General features: G+C 66.2%; 13 protein-coding genes. 2 read left to right on the top strand and 11 right to left on the bottom strand.

What is annotated here, in order from left to right:
• Positions 1-154 precede the first annotated feature (154 nt).
• The 6 genes from AC3EDY_RS00730 to AC3EDY_RS00755 all read right to left on the bottom strand — a co-directional run bounded on the left by AC3EDY_RS00730 (position 155) and on the right by AC3EDY_RS00755 (position 8,481).
• Entirely contained in the window at positions 155-1,564 is a 1,410-nt protein-coding gene (locus AC3EDY_RS00730) for a nucleobase:cation symporter-2 family protein (protein WP_488570532.1), read from the bottom strand.
• A complete protein-coding gene (locus AC3EDY_RS00735) occupies positions 1,561-2,913 on the bottom strand; it encodes an 8-oxoguanine deaminase (RefSeq protein ID WP_488570533.1) in 1,353 nt (450 codons plus the stop codon). Before AC3EDY_RS00735 ends, AC3EDY_RS00730 begins: the two co-directional genes overlap by 4 nt.
• 10 nt (positions 2,914-2,923) lie before the next feature.
• Positions 2,924-4,063 carry a purine nucleoside permease gene (locus AC3EDY_RS00740; RefSeq protein WP_488570534.1) on the bottom strand — a complete coding sequence of 380 codons (1,140 nt, stop codon included), beginning with the start codon at positions 4,061-4,063 and terminating at the stop codon, positions 2,924-2,926.
• Between the two features lie 76 nt (positions 4,064-4,139).
• Positions 4,140-6,647, bottom strand: coding sequence for a TonB-dependent siderophore receptor (locus AC3EDY_RS00745; RefSeq protein ID WP_488570535.1), 2,508 nt, complete (start codon positions 6,645-6,647; stop codon positions 4,140-4,142).
• A gap of 95 nt (positions 6,648-6,742) precedes the next feature.
• A complete protein-coding gene (locus AC3EDY_RS00750) occupies positions 6,743-8,320 on the bottom strand; it encodes an adenosine deaminase family protein (protein WP_488570536.1) in 1,578 nt (525 codons plus the stop codon).
• Entirely contained in the window at positions 8,320-8,481 is a 162-nt protein-coding gene (locus AC3EDY_RS00755) for a hypothetical protein (RefSeq protein ID WP_488570537.1), read from the bottom strand. The genes AC3EDY_RS00750 and AC3EDY_RS00755 overlap by 1 nt, the downstream gene beginning before the upstream one ends.
• 117 nt (positions 8,482-8,598) lie before the next feature.
• Between AC3EDY_RS00755 and AC3EDY_RS00760 the strand changes: the two genes are divergently transcribed.
• Both AC3EDY_RS00760 and AC3EDY_RS00765 read left to right on the top strand, forming a co-directional pair.
• Positions 8,599-9,516, top strand: a complete 918-nt coding sequence (locus AC3EDY_RS00760) for a LysR family transcriptional regulator (RefSeq protein ID WP_488570538.1) — start codon at positions 8,599-8,601, stop codon at positions 9,514-9,516.
• Positions 9,517-9,586: 70 nt separating this feature from the next.
• The gene (locus AC3EDY_RS00765) at positions 9,587-10,108 is read left to right on the top strand and encodes a phosphoribosyltransferase (protein ID WP_488570539.1); all 522 of its coding nucleotides are present in this window, start codon (positions 9,587-9,589) and stop codon (positions 10,106-10,108) included.
• Positions 10,109-10,129: 21 nt separating this feature from the next.
• Here AC3EDY_RS00765 and AC3EDY_RS00770 read toward each other — a convergent pair whose 3' ends face one another.
• The 5 genes from AC3EDY_RS00770 to xdhA are packed head-to-tail and all read right to left on the bottom strand — an operon-like array spanning position 10,130 to position 17,142.
• A complete protein-coding gene (locus AC3EDY_RS00770; RefSeq protein ID WP_488570540.1) occupies positions 10,130-11,143 on the bottom strand; it encodes an adenosine deaminase in 1,014 nt (337 codons plus the stop codon).
• A complete protein-coding gene (gene guaD, locus AC3EDY_RS00775; protein ID WP_488570541.1) occupies positions 11,136-12,443 on the bottom strand; it encodes a guanine deaminase in 1,308 nt (435 codons plus the stop codon). Before guaD ends, AC3EDY_RS00770 begins: the two co-directional genes overlap by 8 nt.
• Complete coding sequence (gene xdhC / locus AC3EDY_RS00780; protein WP_488570542.1) at positions 12,436-13,389, bottom strand: xanthine dehydrogenase accessory protein XdhC; 954 nt, start codon at positions 13,387-13,389, stop codon at positions 12,436-12,438. The genes guaD and xdhC overlap by 8 nt, the downstream gene beginning before the upstream one ends.
• Entirely contained in the window at positions 13,386-15,713 is a 2,328-nt protein-coding gene (gene xdhB, locus AC3EDY_RS00785) for a xanthine dehydrogenase molybdopterin binding subunit (protein ID WP_488570543.1), read from the bottom strand. The genes xdhC and xdhB overlap by 4 nt, the downstream gene beginning before the upstream one ends.
• Positions 15,706-17,142 carry a xanthine dehydrogenase small subunit gene (gene xdhA / locus AC3EDY_RS00790; protein ID WP_488570544.1) on the bottom strand — a complete coding sequence of 479 codons (1,437 nt, stop codon included), beginning with the start codon at positions 17,140-17,142 and terminating at the stop codon, positions 15,706-15,708. Before xdhA ends, xdhB begins: the two co-directional genes overlap by 8 nt.
• Between the last annotated feature and the right edge of the window lies 1 nt (position 17,143).

A 17,143-nucleotide genomic window follows, 5' to 3' on the forward strand; every position in this document is an offset into this window, starting at 1 on the left:
GATGGTTTATGCAGCGCCCCGCACCTGTAGGCGCGAGGCGCTGGCCGTGTTAGGAATTACGGTGACAATGCCTTTAACGATCCAGAGGCTTCGAGCTTAACCTGCCGCACCGTGAGTGTGAGTTGCCGCCGGCGCGGCACGCTGCCTCACCCACTCAACCCCGCCCCTCCTCCGGCAGCACCAGGTTGAGCACCACCGCGATCACCGCCACGGGCATGACGCCGGACGACAGCAGGATGCGGGCGGTTTCCGGCAGGTGGCTCAGCGCTTCGGGTTCGAGCTGGAGGCCGAGGGCCACCGAAAGCGCGGTGCCGGCGATCAGCATGTTGCGCTGGTTCCATACCACGGCCGACAGCATCGCCAGGGCCGAGGCGGCGACCATGCCGAACATTACGATCACACCGCCGCCCAGCACTTCGATGGGCACGGTGGTGATCACCGCGCCGATCTTGGGCAAAAGGCCGCAGACGACGAGGAATGCCGCGCCCAGGCTCACGACGAAGCGGCTCATCAGCCCGGACATGGCAATGAGGCCCACGTTCTGGCTGAACGTGGTATTGGGCATGGCGCCGAACAGCGCCGCCAGCGCGGTGCCTACGCCATCGGCCGCGACCGCGCCCATCACTTCGCCATCGGTGGCGCGGCGGCCGGCGCCGTTTTCGCAGATCGCTTCCACATCACCGATCGATTCGATCGAGGAGACGAAGCCGATCAGGCAGAAACCGAGGATCGCGGACGGGGACAGCGCCCAGCCGAACGCGAGGAAACGCGGCAGCATGATCCAATCCGCCTGGCCCACCGGGGCGAAATCAACGCGGCCCATGGCGAGCGCCGCGCCATAGCCGGCAAGCAGGCCGAGCAGCACCGCCGCCGTGGAGAAAACGCCGCGGCCGAAGAACTTGAGGCCCAGCGTGACGCAGACCACCACGCCCGCCAGAAACCAGCTGGCCGGCGCGCCATAGGCCGGCTGGCCGCGCAGCACGACGCCGCCTGCGGCATATTCCACGCCGACGCGCACCAGCGAGAGCCCGATCATCAGCACGACCAGGCCCGTCACCAGCGGCGGCAGGGCAAAGCGGATCGGCCCGACCAGACGGCTGAGCCCGGCATGCAGCAGCCCGGCGAGGAAAGCGGCGGTGGTGAGCGCGGCCATGCCTTCCACACCCCGGCCCGCGACGATGGGAACCATCACGGAAATGAAAGCAAAGCTGGTGCCCTGGACCAGCGGCAAGCGTGCGCCAATCGGGCCGAGGCCCACGGTCTGGAGCAGCGTGGCGACCCCGGCAAACAGCATGGCCGCCTGGATCATGTAGATCAGCGCCGAAGGATCGGCCGATCCGAAGCCGAAACCGGCCGCGCCCGCCACGATGATCGGCGGCGTGATGTTCGACACGAACATCGCCAGCACGTGCTGAAGCCCCAGCGCCACGGCCATGGGCAGCGGCGGCACATAGGCCGGATCGCGGCGTTGCGCGGCCGTAGGGCCATTGCCGGCCGCCGACGTTTCAGTGGGTTCGGGTAGTGCCGCCGGTGCCATTGCCAATCTTTCCGCCCTTTCGCTCATGCCATAAGGCGGGCGAGCGCCGCTTGCGCCCGGGCCACCACATCGTGCCGCGCCACCCGCGCCAGATCGCCATCGCGCACCACGGCACGCCCTTCCACGAAAACGTCGCGCGGGGCCGCCGGCGGGGCCAGCACCAGGGCGGCGAGCTTGTCCCACGCGCCGGTCGATGCCACGTCGCTTACCGGCCAGACGGCAAAGTCCGCGCGCTTGCCCGCTTCCAGCCGGCCGCAATCGCGGCGGCCGAGAACGTCTGCGCCGCCGCGCGTGGCCATGCGCAGGGCCTCGCGCGCGCTGAGCGCCCCGGCGCCATGGCTGACGCGTTGCAGCAGCATGGCCTGTCGTGCTTCGGCCAGGAGGTGGCCACTGTCGCTCGATGCCGAACCGTCGACGCCCAGGCCCAGCGGCACGGCCGCATCGAGCATCGCGCGCACCGGCGCTATGCCCGATCCCAGCCGGCAGTTGGAACAGGGGCAATGGGCAACGCCGGTGCGGGTCCGCGCGAACAGGGCGATTTCCGCCGCATCGAGCTGCACGCAGTGCGCATGCCAGACATCCGGCCCGGTCCATCCCAGGCTTTCCGCATATGCGCCGGGCCGGCAGCCGAATTTTGCCAGGCTGTAGCGCACGTCGTCGGCATCTTCGGCGAGGTGGGTGTGCATCATCACCCCCTTGTCACGCGCCAGGAGCGCGGCATCGCGCATCAGTTCGCGGCTGACGGAAAAGGGCGAACATGGCGCGACGCCGACGCGCACCATGGCGCCTTCGGCCCCGTCGTGAAAGGCGTCGATCACGCGGATCATGTCATCCAGGATCACGTCTTCCGCTTCGACAACGCTGTCGGGCGGCAGGCCGCCCAGGCTTTCGCCCACGCTCATCGCCCCGCGCGTGGGGTGAAAGCGGATGCCGATGGCCTGCGCGGCGGCGATGGTGTCTTCCAGCCGCACCCCGTTGGGAAAGAGATAGAGATGGTCGGAAGACAGCGTGCAGCCCGAAAGGGCGAGTTCGGCAAGGCCGAGCTGCGTGGCGGCAAACACATCATCGGGCGTATAGCGCGCCCAGATCGGATAAAGCGTCTTGAGCCAGCCGAACAGCGAAGCGTCCTGACAGCCGGGCACGGCCCGGGTAAGCGATTGGTAAAGATGGTGATGCGTGTTGACGAGGCCGGGCGTGACCACGCAGCCCCGCGCATCGATCGTTGCGATGCCGCCGAGCAGCGGGGCCAGATCGGCCGTCGTCCCGCAGGCAACGATCACCCCGTTGCGCCACAGCAGGGCGCCATCGGCAATTTCCGTGCCCGCATCGTCCATCGTCGCCAGAACATCGGCATGGACGATGGCGCCGGCGTTCATGCGGTGGGGCTCATCTGGCCGGATCTGCCCGGGGCGGCGCCTTGGCATAGCGCGGCCAATCGGCGAGCAGCGCATCGACCACGCGCGATCCCACGGCATAGAGCGCTTCGAGCGAGGCGCGCATGCCCGAATAATTCTGGTTTTCCTTGAGCAGGTAATCGGCCGCCTTCTCGCCAGGCGGAGGCATGGTGAAGTTCGATGCGCCGCGCAGCACCATCACCCGGTTGCGATCGGCCCGGCCGATGCGCGCGAGATATTCGATCGACTGGAACGTGCCGGTTTCCTCCATGGCCGAGGTGACGAATACGCCTTTTCCTCCCGTCCAGTAATCGACCCAGTCATGTGCCCAGTCGGTAAGCAGGGCGCCATGCCAGAACGTCATGGCGGCAAGGTTGTCTCCGGTCATCACGCGCGGGGGCTTCTGCGCTTCGGCCATGCCGGCATAAGGCGCGCGCGCGGCGGCAAGATCGGGGCTGTCGGGCAGCCGGACGTCCCGGGTCAGGCGATAGGCCCAATCGGCCAGCGCGGGGTTGAGCGCATAGACCTCGCCCTCGTCGCCCGGTTGCGGGCGCTTGTCGTGCGGGCCATTGGCATGAAGCGGAAAATAGCCGGTTTTCCAGTCTGCCGGCATTTCGCGCGCATCGATTTCATGCGCCAGATCGCCATCGACCAGATAGCGCGCCCAGACGGCGGACCCGATCGTCGCCTGATGGGGATCGACCCCGGCGATCCCCGCCACCAGCCAATAGGCGCGGCTGAGGTCGAACCGCGGGTCGAGCCCCAGAGCCAGCGTGGCCGTGGCCGAGCGGATCGAACCCATGCCCGTGACCATGCCCAGGATCTGGCTTTGCGGATCATAATAGAGATCGTGATGCGATTGCGGGAACGGGATCCGCAGGTCGAGCCTGCGCCGCTCGCGCCAGAACTGGAATTCGCCCGGCACGTCGTCCGTGTCATTGCCGATCTCGAACATGGTGACGATCACCACTTTGACCGGAATGCGCGCGGCGCAGGGCGCCCCGGGCTTGCAGCGCAGGGCCTGCGCCACGCCGCGGGAAAGAGCCGGTGCAGGACTGGCGCAGGCCGCGCTTGCGCCCAGAACCATGGCCAGCGCCAGCGCCGCGGCGCGCACCAACTTTACGTGGAGCATCGGTGTTTTCCGTCAAACTGTCGATCGGCAGGAATTTGGCAGGGCGGCGAACACCGCCCTGCCGGGGAGGGAGAGATCAGAACCGGTACTGGATCGTGGCCTGCAGGCTGCGCGGCTGCTGCGGCAGAACCACGTTTGCCCCGAACAGATCCTGGCCCACCGCGCGGAAGTAGCGCGCGTTGTTGGCGTTCTTGACCACCGCGCGGATCACCCACGGGCCGGTGGTGAACGAAGCGCCGACATTGAGCAGCCAATAGGCCGGCAGGCGCACCTTTTGGCTGTAGCCCGAATAGACCGAATCGACGTGGCTGATGTCGGCGTTCACCGCCAGGCCGTTATCGAACGCATAGGTACCGGTGGCCGAAACGACGTTGTGCGGAATGCCGGGGCGGCGTGCCTGCGCATTGTTGCTGGGGAACAGCAGGCCATACTGTGCACCGCCCAGATAGAGCGACGGATCGCTGACATTGGTCATGTCGCCAATGCCGAAGAAGTTGAAATAGCCGCCGCTGCCAAGCGCGGAAATATTGACGACGTCGATATAGGTATAGCTGGCAGTGACCAGCGCATGGCGATCGATCGCCCAGCGCAACTCGGCTTCCACGCCCTTGGTGCGGATCGACTGGTTGGTCAGCGCGCTTTCGGATACCAGCAGATCGGTCCGTTCCTGCTGATAGACCGAAAGGGCGGTATAAAGCCGCTTGTCGAGGAACTCGCCCTTGATCCCCGCTTCGTAAAGGCGCGTGGCGGCCATGAAACTGCGCGAGGCTACCGCTGATGGCAGGATCTGCGCGCCTTGGCCGATTACCAGGTTGGTCTGCCGCGATGCGGTGAAATACGGGACGAGACCGATCGGCGTGCGGAACGAGATGCTGCCGTTCCACGAGAGACCACTGTCGGTGCCCGTCTGTTCGGTCAGACCCGCGGTGTTCAGAGGGTCCATCTTTTCGATGATGGGCGTGGATTTGACGCGAACATTGTCCCAGCGCAGGCCGGCAACGATGTTCAGGCCGAAGTCAAAATCGGCATCGACCAGGCCAGCCAGACCGAAATCGTAGTAATGACCGACGGTATAGTTGGAATAATTGCAGTCGCAGTCGGTCGAAAGCAGGCGCGTGGATGCCGGCGTATAGCCCACGGTGATGTCGGGGCGGCTCCAAAGCTCAACGTCATAGTCATCGCCATGCTCGAAGTGCGTGTAACGCAGCGACGCGGCACCCTGGTACGACAGTTTTACGCCCGACATGGTGAAAGTATCGGAAACGGTCAGCTTGTCTTCCAGAACGTACGAATCGATTTTCTGCGAGAAGCCGTAATAGTTTTCGTTGAGGTTCTTTGTACCGTCGTAGAAAACCTGGTTCTTGACCTGCAGCTTGCCCGGGCCCTGCCAGATCAGGTCGAAGTAGAACGTTTTCTGATCGTTGTGCAGCTTGTCGTTGGGGCCGGTCAGCGTGTCGCGCATGCTGAGCTTGGTGGTGCCGGGATTGACCAGCGCCGAATCGGGATAGTTGGTCTGGAGGCAGGCGTCCGTCCAGCCCCCGGCGCCAACGCCGCCGCCGCAGGCAAAGGAACCGAAGTTGGCAAGGCCGTTGCCACGGTTCGCGGCGCGGGCTTCCTCGCGGCTGAGCACGCCGTCGGTGGTGACATCGACCCGGCTGCCATCGGCTTGCGTGATGAAATTGCTGGCGCTGCCGGTGATGTAGGTGCCGTTGTCGATCAGGTCCTGCGTCACGCGGTTCCAGCCGCTGTTCTGCTGGCCGCGGAACTTCTGATACATGCCGCCGAATTCGGTGCGCAGGTTCGAGGTGATGTCGGTGTCGAATGCGGCCGAAAGTATCAGGTTGCGCGGGTTGATGTTGCGGTAATAGCTGCCCGAATCCTCGTTTTCGGCATAGAAGCTGTAGCCGAATTCGTGATCGCCGATCTTGCCGGGGCCGGTGATGTTGGCGCGGATCACGCTGCGCGCCCAGCTGCCGGTATCATAGCTGATTGAGCCGGTCGGGCTGGCGGCATAAGTGCCGTTGGCCGCACGCGCCGTCCGCGGCACGAAGTTCATGTAACCGCCGGATTTCGACGGGCCATAGATTGGCGAGGACGGCCCGCGCACGATGTCGATGCGGTCGGCCGCGGCGATCGGCGTGGGATAGTTGCCCGAGTTTTCGAGGCGCAGCATGCCGCGGAAATAGACTTCGCCGGTCGTCCCGCGAATGTCGAGCGAGCCGCCGGTGCCGAAGAACGAGTTGGTGAACGTGCCGGGCACCTGGCTGACGAGATCGTAGATCTGCGTGATGCCGAACCGTTCGAGCTGTTCGGAACTGACCGTCGAGGCCGCGCGCGGCGTTTCGACAAGAGTCTTGTCGAAACCGAAGATCGAGCCGACGTTCTTCAGCGGCAGGGCGCCGAGCGAACCGCTGACCACGATTTCCTTATCGTCGGTCTTTTCAGGCGCGGGTGCGGTTTCGGCCTGATCGGCCAGCGCCGGACGGGCAAGCGCGGTGCCGGCCAGAAGCGCCAGCGCCATGATGGCGCGCCGGGTGCCGCGCCGGGAAAGCGGCAGGTGCGGCGTGATTTCCAAATCGTTCATTTCGGTAACCCCCATGATCGGCCACCCTATTTCCAGGCGTGCCGTCCGTTGCTGATGATCCTGTCTTTGCGCCCCTCCCGGGCATGGCCTTGTTTTTATGACTTGCGTTGCATCCGTTGATCGGCGGCAATCTCTTCCTCCTCGAACAGCGCCAGCCGCCGTTCCAGTTCCGCCTGCAGACGCGCCTTTTCGCTGGTGGCCACGAACGCGCGGCACGATGCCGCGTCGATCGTCTGTGCGCAGGGGGCCACCGGGTTTCCCGGCCGGCCGCCGCGCCACAGGCTGCGATCCGGCAAGAAGCTGTATTCCAGGCTGGCCCGGGCCATCGCCTTGAGATCGGCATAGCCGAGCCCCTGCTCCCGCACCGCGCGCTGGAATTCGTTGGTCATGTCGGTGCGCAGCACGCCCTGATCGTCGGTGGCGAGCACCACCGGCACGCCATGGCGCCGATAGAGCGCCAGGGGGTGATCCGCGCCTTTCACGCCCAGGATCACCGCGTTGCTGGTAAGGTTGATTTCCACGGCGATGCCATCGCGAGCCATGCGTGCCATGGTCTGCCGGCCATTGTCTTCGTAAGCGATATCGACGCCATGGCCGATGCGCCGCGCGCCGGCATCCACGGCCTTGGCGATATGATTGCGCAGATCAGCCGGCGGGACGAGGCCGAACGCCAGTTCGCCCGCATGCATCGCCATGGCGACCTTGGGATGGCGCCCGGCGAGAAAGCGGAACATCGCCATGTGCAGATCGTAATCGGCCCGCGCGACCGGCCAGTCTTCGGGCTGGGCGATATTGACGCCGACAAAGCGCGGGTCCTGCTCCGCCAACGCGAATGCAAGGATCAGGGCGCGAAACACCGCGGCTGGCGGCACGGCACGCAGGGCCATGGCCAGATAGCGTACCGACACGCTGCAGGCCGGCTCGGCCTTGGCCGTACCGCAGGCCATGCCGGCGGCGGCGGCGGCCTCCTGCTTGTCAATCTGCGCGCGCAGCGTCGGCACGAGGGCATGCAGACGCGGCACCTCCTGCGTGAAGAACCCGGGCAATCCGGCAATGTCGAGCGGCAGCGCCGGCGCCGCAAGCGCCGCTTCCAGCAGGCCGGGCGGATTGTGATCCAGTTCCAGGTACAGCAGCCCGTCTGCCGCGGCCAGACGCCGTGCCGCGATCATCGCATCGGCTTCGCGGCCATCGAGCGCCGGGCCGAAACGTTCGAACGTGGCAAAGAACTGGTCGTGGCCGCTGACAGCATCAGCCCCCACCCCGGCCTGCCATCCCCGTGTCGACAAGCTATCGACCAGCTTGCCATACGCATGCGGCTGCGCATGGGATATGCTGGCGAGATCGGTCCCCGGCGGGCACGGCGGCTTGGCAAAGCCGTCACCGTCCGCCGCCAGGCACAAGCCTTTCTCCCGTGCCCAGCCGATCATGTCTTCGGCATAAATCCCGCCGCCAAGGTGGTTGTGAAGGTCTGCGCCTTTCGGCATGCGCTGCAGGAACAGGCGCAGTTCGCCCGGATTGCGGGCCGCTTTTGCCATGATGGCCGCCACTGCCGATTGGCGTGCGGCCGCCGGATCGGCCGTGGCGGCCTGTGCTGGGGCCGTGCTGAAGCCCGGGCCAGCGCCCAGGACGACAGCCGCCCCGCATACGATTGACAGGATGCCGGCATGCTTCATCACCGGCGCGCGCAGGCCAGTTCGCGCGCCGGAAAAGCGCCGGCAACCGCCCGCGCGACATGTGCACGCGCGAAATGTGCACACGCCGAACCGGGCGCGATGCGCATGGCAAAGAGCCGTTCGACGGCCTCTTGCTGATTGCCCGGCCCTGCCACTGTCATGCGCCCCAAAATGCGTCCCTGGTCGATATTCTGTGTCCGACGCTTGCTAAAAGACTTGCTGCGTTGCAATCAATCACAATGAATGTGACAGCGCGTTGCAAAAAATAGAGCTCCCACATGCCGGCCTTTTCCCGCTTCCTTCGCTATTTCATGACCGTGGGCCGATTGGGCTCGATCCGCAAAGCCGCCGACGAGCTCAACGTGTCGGCATCGGCGATCGATCGTCAGATCCTGAATGCCGAGGCGGAACTGGGCATGCAACTGTTCGAGCGTCTGCCCACCGGCCTGCGACTGACGGCGGCGGGAGAAATCGTGATGGCCGCCGGCACCCGCTGGCAGAAGGGGCTGGCCGAAGTTCGTGCCCAGATCGAGGACTTGCGCGGACTGAAACGCGGGCATGTAACCCTGGCGATCATGGACGCGCTGACCAAGGGTTACATTCCCGCCAGGATCAGCGCGATCCACAACCGCTATCCGGGCATTTCCGTCGATGTACGGGTCATGGCGAACGAGCATATCCGCGGCGCGATCGCCAGCGGCGAAGTCGATTTCGGCATTTGCTTCGATCCGCAGACTTTCCGCGATCTGACCGTTCTGGCCTATGCCAACATCCGCCTGGGTTTCGTGGTGCCGGCCGACCATCCGTTCGCCGCGCGCGGCTCTGCCCGGTTTTCCGCCTGCGCGGGCATGCCGATGATCCTGCCTGCCGCCCCCCTCGCGGTGGCGCAGCAGGTCAACGTCCTGGCCGGTACGTCGAAAATGCCGCTGGAGCGCAGGGCATCGTCCGACAACATCCAGATGATCACGTCCCTCGTGCTAGAAGGGGTGGGGATCGGGCTTCTGACCTCGCTCGACGTGGCCAACGAGGTGCGCGGGGGCCAGCTCGCGTTCGTGCCGCTTACCGATCCCGTGCTCAAGCCGATGACCCTGGCCCTGTGTACCGCCACCTCGCGCGCCACATCCTATGCCGCCGATGTCGTGCTTCAGGAAATCCAGACGAGTTTTGCCTCGCTCGACTATATGGACCCTGGCTGAGCAAGGCTGTAAGGGCGGCTTTCCTGAATCAGGGAGAGCCGGTTCGCACGGCCTCGAGGGGATCTTCGCCATGACCCAGCCGGTTTTCGATTACATCGCCTATGACGATTTCCTGGCGATCGTGCGCACTTTGTCGCAAACCGTCGGAACCGGCGACTGGCGGCCCGATTTCGTAGTGGGCATCGGGCGCGGCGGGCTGGTGCCGGCGGTCTACATGAGCCAGATTCTCGATGTGCCGATGCTGTCCATCGATCAGTCGGCCAAAGTGCCCGGCTTTGCCGACGAGCTGCTGGTCAAGCTGGCAACGATGAGCAAGGCGGGCCAGCGTATCCTCATTATCGACGACATCAATGATTCCGGCCGCACCATCGCTGCCGTGCGCCGCCTGCTGCGCGCGCACGAAAGCATCGAGGACAATCTGCGCTTTGCCGTCATGATCAACAACACGGTTTCGCAGGAAAGCGTCGATTATGCCGTGCAGACGATCGACCGCACCACCGACAAGCGCTGGTTCGTGTTCCCCTGGGAAGCGGTCGCCACGGTCGAGGTGCTGACCGGCCAGGCCCACGAAGTGCCCGAGCGACTGGGCTGATTTCGCGCGTTTTGCGCGCTTTCAACGCGCCGCGACGAAGGCCTCGATTTCTTTCAGATGACGGGCGATGTCGGGCGCCGGCAGGAACGATCCGGTGAAGCTGTTGCGGGCAAGCCGGGCCAGCATGTCGCGCGAAAGCCCGCGCGCCTGCGCCACCGCAAGATAGTTGTCGCCGATATAGCCACCGAAATAGGCCGGATCGTCGGAGTTCACCGTTGCCGCAAGGCCCAGTGCCAGCATGCGGTCGATCGGATGGTCGGCAAGGTCGCCCACCACGCAGAGCTTGTGATTCGACAGCGGGCACACGGTCAATGTCATGCCCTGCGCCACCAGGCGCGCCACCAGCGCATCGTCTTCAAGCGCGCGGTTGCCATGGTCGATGCGATCGACCTGCAAGAGATCGAGCGCCTGGTGGACATAGGCGGGCGGGCCTTCCTCGCCGGCATGGGCCACGCGTTTCAGGCCCCTGGCTGCCGCGGCCGCGAAGACCTGCGCAAACTTTTCGGGCGGATGCCCCACTTCCGATGAGTCGAGGCCCACCGCGGCAATGCGGTCGAGCCAGGGTTCGGCCATGGCCAGCGTGGCAAAGGCCGCGTCCTGCGAAAGGTGGCGCAGGAAGCTCATGATCAGGGCGCTCGTCATGCCATGGCGTGCCTTTGCCTCGGCCATGGCCGAAAGCAGGCCTTCGATCACCTCGGCAAACGGCACGCCCCGGTCGGTGTGCGTCTGCGGATCGAACATGATTTCGGCATGGCGCACGCCATCGGCGGCCGCGCGATCGAAATAGGCCCTGGCCAGATCGTGAAAATCCTGTCGCGTCAGCAGCACGCTGGCACCGGCGTAATAGATGTCCAGGAAATCCTGAAGATTGGAAAAGGCATAGGCCGCCCGCACCGCCTCGACGCCGGGATAGGGGAGGGCAATGCCGTTGCGCCGGGCAAGCGCAAACATCATTTCCGGCTCGAGGCTGCCTTCGATATGCAGGTGCAGTTCCGCCTTGGGCAGGCCGCGCACGAAGGCTTCGATATCAGTCACCTGTCATTCCTTCCCATCGCCGGTCCCAGGCGCATTCGCCCATGACCCAGGTTTGCGCAACCACTCTGTCATCGCCCAGGATCTGCATGGCGAACAGCCGTTCGGCAAGGCTCGCCCCGGCGGTGCGCCGTGCCAGCAAAGGCGTGGCGGCGTCGTTCAGAACGGCGAAATCGGCCTCCTGCCCCACCGCGAGCCCTCCCACCTTGCCATCGATGTGCAAAAGCCGTGCACTGCCTGCCGTGGCGAAGTAAAGCGCCCGAAACGGATCGAGCCGCTCCTCCCGTGCCAGCGCCGCCTGATAGGCCTGGCCCTGGGTGAACAGCATCGAAAAGCTGGTACCCGCGCCGATATCGGTGCCAAGGCCCAGTTTCACGCCGTGGCGATCCGCCTGGCCGAAATGGAAGAACCCCGAACCCAGAAACAGGTTCGAAGACGGGCAGACCGCGATCCCCGCCCCGCTTTGCCCCAAGCGCGCGCACATGCGGTCTGACAGATGGATGCCATGAGCGAAGACGGCGCGATCGCCGACCAGCCCGAAACGGTCATAGACATCGAGATAGTCGGTCGCATCGGTAAACCGGGCGGCGACCGCGTCGCATTCGTGACGGTTTTCCGCCAGATGCGTATGCAGCAAGACATCGGGATGCGCCGCCAGCAATTCCCCGGCCAGCGCAAGCTGGGCGTCGGACGAGGTCAGCGCGAAGCGTGGGGTGATGGCATAGGACAGGCGCCCCCGCCCGGCCCACCGCGCGATCAGCGCTTCGGTTTCCGCGCGTGCGGCATGAACCGTATCGCGCAGGCCCTCCGGCCCCAGGTCCATCAGCACTTTGCCGGTCGCCACGCGCATCCCCCGCGCCAGTGCCGCGTCGAACAGCGCATCGACCGAAACGTCGTGCACGGTGGGAAAGACGAGTGCCGACGTGGTGCCATGGCGCAGCAGTTCGGCAAGGAAGGCCTGCGCGATGGCATCGGCATGGCGGCGATCGGCAAAGGCCTTTTCGGCCGGAAAGATGTGCCGCTCCAGCCAGTCGAGCAATTGCGCGCCATGCGAGGCGATACGGTCCATCTGCGGATAGTGGACATGGGCATCGACGAAGCCGGGCACGACAAGCCCGGCGAGCGGGACGACCGGCACACCGGCGAAAAGCGGCGCCAGGGCGCCATAGTCGCCGCGCGCAACCACGATCCCGTTTTCCACCACAAGCAACCCGTCAGCCTGATAGGCAACCGCATCTGCCGCGTGCAGCGGATCTGCGCCAACCGACAGGATTTCCCCGCGAAACGCGCGAAGCTCAGGCAACGGTCGCCACTTTCTGTTCCTTTCCAGCCACTTCGACCGGCAATTGGAGCAATTGGGCAAGCACGGCAATGGCGATCACATCGGGTTCCTTGCCGGGGATGCCCGCCATGCCGATCGGGCAGGTCAAACGGCCTGGCACCGCGGCATCGATGCCCTCTGCGCGCAGGCGCGACACGAACCGCCCGCGCTTGGTGGCCGATCCGATCAGGCCGACGAAACCACTCTCTGGTCGTTGCAGCGCCGCGTGCGTCAGGCGGTAGTCCAGCGCGTGATCGTGAGTAAGGATCACGATCGCCGCTTCGGCCGGCGCTTCGGCGACGCAAGCGGTGACGGTATCCTCGGGAACGATCGTAACCCCGTCGACGCTGGCGAACATCGGCCGGGTATCGAACCAGCACAGCCGCAGCGGCAGGCCCGTCATGTGCCGGGCAATGGCCTGGCCCACGTGCCCCGCGCCGAACAGATAGACCGGGCGGCACCATTGCCCCACTGCCTCGACAATGCGGGTGCCGCTCACCGGCTTTGCGGCGCGGGCCGAAAGCGGGGTGGGCTGCCCTTCCATCGTCCAGTGGCGGTCGATCCGCGCGGGCGAAAGATGGCTGACGAGCAGGGCATCGTCGTCCATACCCTGCAACGGGCCCAGGCTCTGCGGATCGAGATGCTCCACCAGCAGGCGCACCCGCCCGCCGCAGCACTGGCCCAGCAGCGGACCAAGCGGATAGTCCTGGATGCGCCAGGCCCCGGGCGGCAGATCGAGCGCGCGACGCGCCTGCTCCACCGCACGGAATTCCAGCGCGCCGCCGCCGATCGTGCCCCAGGTGCGCGTGGCGCCCACCAGCATGCGCGTGCCCGGGCCGCGGGGCGCAGACCCTTCGCACGCCAGCACCGATAGCATCGCCAGGGGTTCCTCGCCCGCCCATCGGCGCGCCACGTCCCACCACCTCATGCCGCTTTGCCCGTTTGCCGCGCCAGCGCGGCCATGACCCGTTCGGGCGTGGCCGGGGCATCGAGCCTGGGCCAGCCTGCCGCCGGGTTGCATGCGGCAATGGCCGCGCCAAGCGCCGAAAACACGGCATTCGCCAGCATGAACGGAGGCTCTCCCACCGCCTTGGAGCGATGGATCGTGGGCCGGTGGTTCTGCCCGTCCCACAAAGTGATGCTGAAACGCGCGGGCCGATCGTTGGCGGTCGGTATCTTGTAGGTCGAGGGCGCGTGCGTCAGCAGGCGGCCGTCATCGTCCCACACCAGTTCCTCGCCGGTCAGCCAGCCCTGCCCCTGGATAAAACCGCCTTCGATCTGCCCCTTGTCGATCGCCGGGTTCAGCGAACGGCCGCAATCGTGCAGGATGTCTGCCGCCAGGACGCGATGTTCGCCCGTCAGCGTATCGATCACCACTTCGGCCAGCGCCGCGCCATAGGCAAAGTAATAGAACGGCTGCCCCTGATGCGCCGCGCGGTCGTAATGCAGATCGGGCGTGGCATAGTATCCGGTGGACGAAAGCGAAATGCGCGCCATGTGGGCGCGGCGGCACAGCGTCGGCCAGGGCAGGGCCTGTTCCCCGGCGCGCACCATGCCGCCTTCGAACACCACGTCCTGCGCCTTGCAGCCAAAGGTGCGCGCGCAGAAATCAGCCAGGCGCGCGCGGATCGTCTGCGCCGCGTTCAGCGCGGCCATGCCGTTCAGATCGGCTCCCGAAGAGGCCGCCGTGGCCGAGGTGTTAGGCACTTTGTCGGTACGCGTCGCGGTGATCCGCACCTGCCCCAGCGCCACGCCGAAAGCCTGCGCCACCACTTGCGCCACTTTGGTATAGAGGCCCTGCCCCATCTCGGTGCCGCCGTGGTTGATCTGGATCGATCCATCGGCATAGACGTGCAGCAGCGCACCGGCCTGGTTGAGATGCGTGGTGGTAAAGCTGATGCCGAATTTCACCGGGGTGAGCGCCAGCCCTTTTTTCAGGATCGGGCTGTTCGCATTGAACCGCGCGACGGCCTGCTGCCGCGCGTCATAGCGGGCGTCGGCGCGCAGCCGGGCAACCAGATCGGGGGCGATGTTGTCGGCCACGATCATGCCATAAGGCGTGACGTCGCGCCCCGGGCCATAGAGGTTGATCTCGCGCACGCTCAGCGGATCACGGCCCAGATGCCCGGCGATGGCATCCATCACCCGCTCGATCGCGAGCATGCCCTGCGGCCCGCCGAACCCGCGAAAAGCCGTGGCCGATACCGTGTTGGTCTTCAGCCGTTCCGACACGATCTCGACCGCCGGCAGAAAATAGCTGTTGTCGGCATGGAACATCGCCCGGTCGTTGATTGCCGGCGAGAGATCGACTGTCGCGCCGCAGCGCGAGGCAAGGCGCAGGCGCAGGCCCGTGACCCGGCCTTCCCCGTCGAAGCCGACGTCGTAATCCACTTCGAAATCGTGGCGCTTGCCGGTCTGCACCATGTCGTCGTCCCGGTCGGCCCGGAACTTGGCAGGGCGGCCGGTATGATGCGCCACCAGCGCTGCGGCTGCGGCATAAAGCGCGGCCTGGCTTTCCTTGCCGCCAAAGGCGCCCCCCATGCGCCGCACTTCCACGGTCACGTCGGCCGATGAAAGATTGAGCATGTGCGCTACCAGATGCTGCACCTCGCTGGGGTGCTGCGTCGACGAAAGCACATGGATCTGCCCGTCTTCCATCGGGCGGGCGAGCGCGACCTGCCCTTCGAGATAGAAGTGATCCTGCCCGCCCATGGCCAGCCGGCCCGACAGCCGGTGCGGGGCCGCGGCCAGTGCGGCAAGTGCATCGCCGCGTGCCATGCGCTGCGCCGGCTCGATCAGGCTCTGCGCGGCGCGGGCCTGGTCGATGGTCAGGATCGGTTCCTGCGCCGCATAATCGATGCGGCCAAGGCGCGCGGCCTGGCGAGCGGCGCGGCGGCTTGTCGCGGCTACCAGAAACACCGGCTGCCCCAGCCAGACCACCTCGTCTTCGGCCAGCAGTCTGTCGTCTCCGGCAACGGGCGAAACGTCGTTGGCGCCGGGAATGTCGGCCGCGGTATAGACGCCCACGACGCCGGGCGCCGCGCGCACGGCATCCAGGTCCATCGCCACGATGCGGGCGCGGGCCTTGCTCGAAACGCCGAAGGCGAGGTGCAGCAGGTGCGGCGGCTCGGCCTCGTCATCGATATAGCGCGCTCTGCCGGTGACGTGCAGATGCGCGCTTTCGTGCCGGTGGCCGATACCAACCACCGGCTCTGCCGGCCGGCTTGCGGTGAGCGCGATGGTTTCATTCATGGGCCACCTCCTGCACGCGCACCGGCGTGCCCTGCGCCTGGTGCCACATCCGCCAGACCAGGTTTCCTGCCGCTTCGAGGCGATAGGCAGCACTGCCGCGCACGTCGCTGAGCGGGGTGAAGTCGGCACGGATCGCTTCGGCCGCGGCCGCCATCGTATCGGCGGTGAAAGGCGCGTCCGTCAGCGTGGCTTCGGTGCGCGACGCGCGGCGCGGGGTTGCCGCCATGCCGCCGAACGCCACGCGCGCCGCCGTGATCCGTCCTTGCTCCACCGTCAGGCAGAAAGCGCCGCAAACGGCGGAAATATCGCTGTCGAAGCGTTTCGAAAGCTTCGAGATATGCACCACGGCATGCAGCGCCGGGCGCGGCACGAATACACTTTCCACGAATTCGTCGGGCGCGCGGTCCTGCCGGCCATAAGCGACGAAGAAATCCTCCAGGGGCATGGTGCGCCGCCCGCGCACCGAGCGGAGCGTCAGCTGCGCCCCCAGCGCGATGAGCGCCGGCGGGCCATCGCCGATGGGCGATCCGTTGGCGATGTTCCCGCCGATCGTGCCGGCGTTGCGCACCTGCAGCCCGCCCAGCCGGCGCACCAGTTCACCCAGTTCGGGGGTCAGCCGGCTCAACGCCGCATGGGCATCGGCATAGCGCGCTGCCCCGCCCAGCCGCAGGCCGCCATCCGTTTCGGCGATCGTGCCGAGTTCGGGCACGTCGCCCAAGAAAATCACGGTATCCAGATCGACCAGCTTCTTGGTCGTCCACAGTCCCACGTCGGTCGCGCCCGCGACGATCCGGGCGCCCGGATACTGCGCCAGCAGGGTTGCCAGGGCATCGGCATTGTCGGGAATGAACCACCGCGCGGTCGTGCCATTTGGCAGAGCGGCACTGCCGCATGCCGGCATTGTAGCCATGCCTTCGCGCAGCATGGCGGCAAGCGCGCCATCGTCATGGCCATGCGCGGCAGGGCGAGTGCCCGCTTCCAGAATCGGTCCATAACCGGTGCAGCGGCAAAGGTTCCCGGCCAGCACTTCACCCACCGGCAGATCGCAACCGACCGCGCCGATCGTGCGCCCATGCAACGACATTACGAAGCCGGGCGTGCAGAACCCGCATTGCGAGGAACCGTTTGAGGCCATGGTCTGCTGCAAGGGCGTGAGAGCGTTGCCGAGGCCGTCGACGGTCAGCAAAGCCTTGCCATGCAGCATCGGCAGGAACTGGATGCAGGCATTGACCGCCCGCCACGTCAGCCCCGCTCCGGCCGCCTCGGGCGTGCCGACCAGGACGGTGCAGGCACCGCAATCCCCCTCGCCGCAGCCCTCCTTGGTGCCTGTCTTGCCTGCGCGGGTGCGCAAAAAATCGAGCACGGTATCGCCTGGTGCCACATCGTGCAGTTCCACCCAGCTGCCATCGCAGACAAATCGCAGCGCCATG

The sequence above is a fragment of the Novosphingobium sp. DS6-6 genome, from assembly GCF_057784975.1.

What these genes read in the sequence shown, in the direction of transcription:
- AC3EDY_RS00755 (WP_488570537.1), bottom strand. Translation starts at nt 8,481, where the DNA reads ATGACAGTGGCAGGGCCGGGCAATCAGCAAGAGGCCGTCGAACGGCTC.
- AC3EDY_RS00740 (WP_488570534.1), bottom strand. Translation starts at nt 4,063, where the DNA reads ATGCTCCACGTAAAGTTGGTGCGCGCCGCGGCGCTGGCGCTGGCCATG.
- AC3EDY_RS00760 (WP_488570538.1), top strand. Translation starts at nt 8,599, where the DNA reads ATGCCGGCCTTTTCCCGCTTCCTTCGCTATTTCATGACCGTGGGCCGA.
- xdhC (WP_488570542.1), bottom strand. Translation starts at nt 13,389, where the DNA reads ATGAGGTGGTGGGACGTGGCGCGCCGATGGGCGGGCGAGGAACCCCTG.
- AC3EDY_RS00730 (WP_488570532.1), bottom strand. Translation starts at nt 1,564, where the DNA reads ATGAGCGAAAGGGCGGAAAGATTGGCAATGGCACCGGCGGCACTACCC.
- AC3EDY_RS00750 (WP_488570536.1), bottom strand. Translation starts at nt 8,320, where the DNA reads ATGAAGCATGCCGGCATCCTGTCAATCGTATGCGGGGCGGCTGTCGTC.
- AC3EDY_RS00735 (WP_488570533.1), bottom strand. Translation starts at nt 2,913, where the DNA reads ATGAACGCCGGCGCCATCGTCCATGCCGATGTTCTGGCGACGATGGAC.
- AC3EDY_RS00765 (WP_488570539.1), top strand. Translation starts at nt 9,587, where the DNA reads ATGACCCAGCCGGTTTTCGATTACATCGCCTATGACGATTTCCTGGCG.
- AC3EDY_RS00745 (WP_488570535.1), bottom strand. Translation starts at nt 6,647, where the DNA reads ATGAACGATTTGGAAATCACGCCGCACCTGCCGCTTTCCCGGCGCGGC.
- xdhB (WP_488570543.1), bottom strand. Translation starts at nt 15,713, where the DNA reads ATGAATGAAACCATCGCGCTCACCGCAAGCCGGCCGGCAGAGCCGGTG.
- xdhA (WP_488570544.1), bottom strand. Translation starts at nt 17,142, where the DNA reads ATGGCGCTGCGATTTGTCTGCGATGGCAGCTGGGTGGAACTGCACGAT.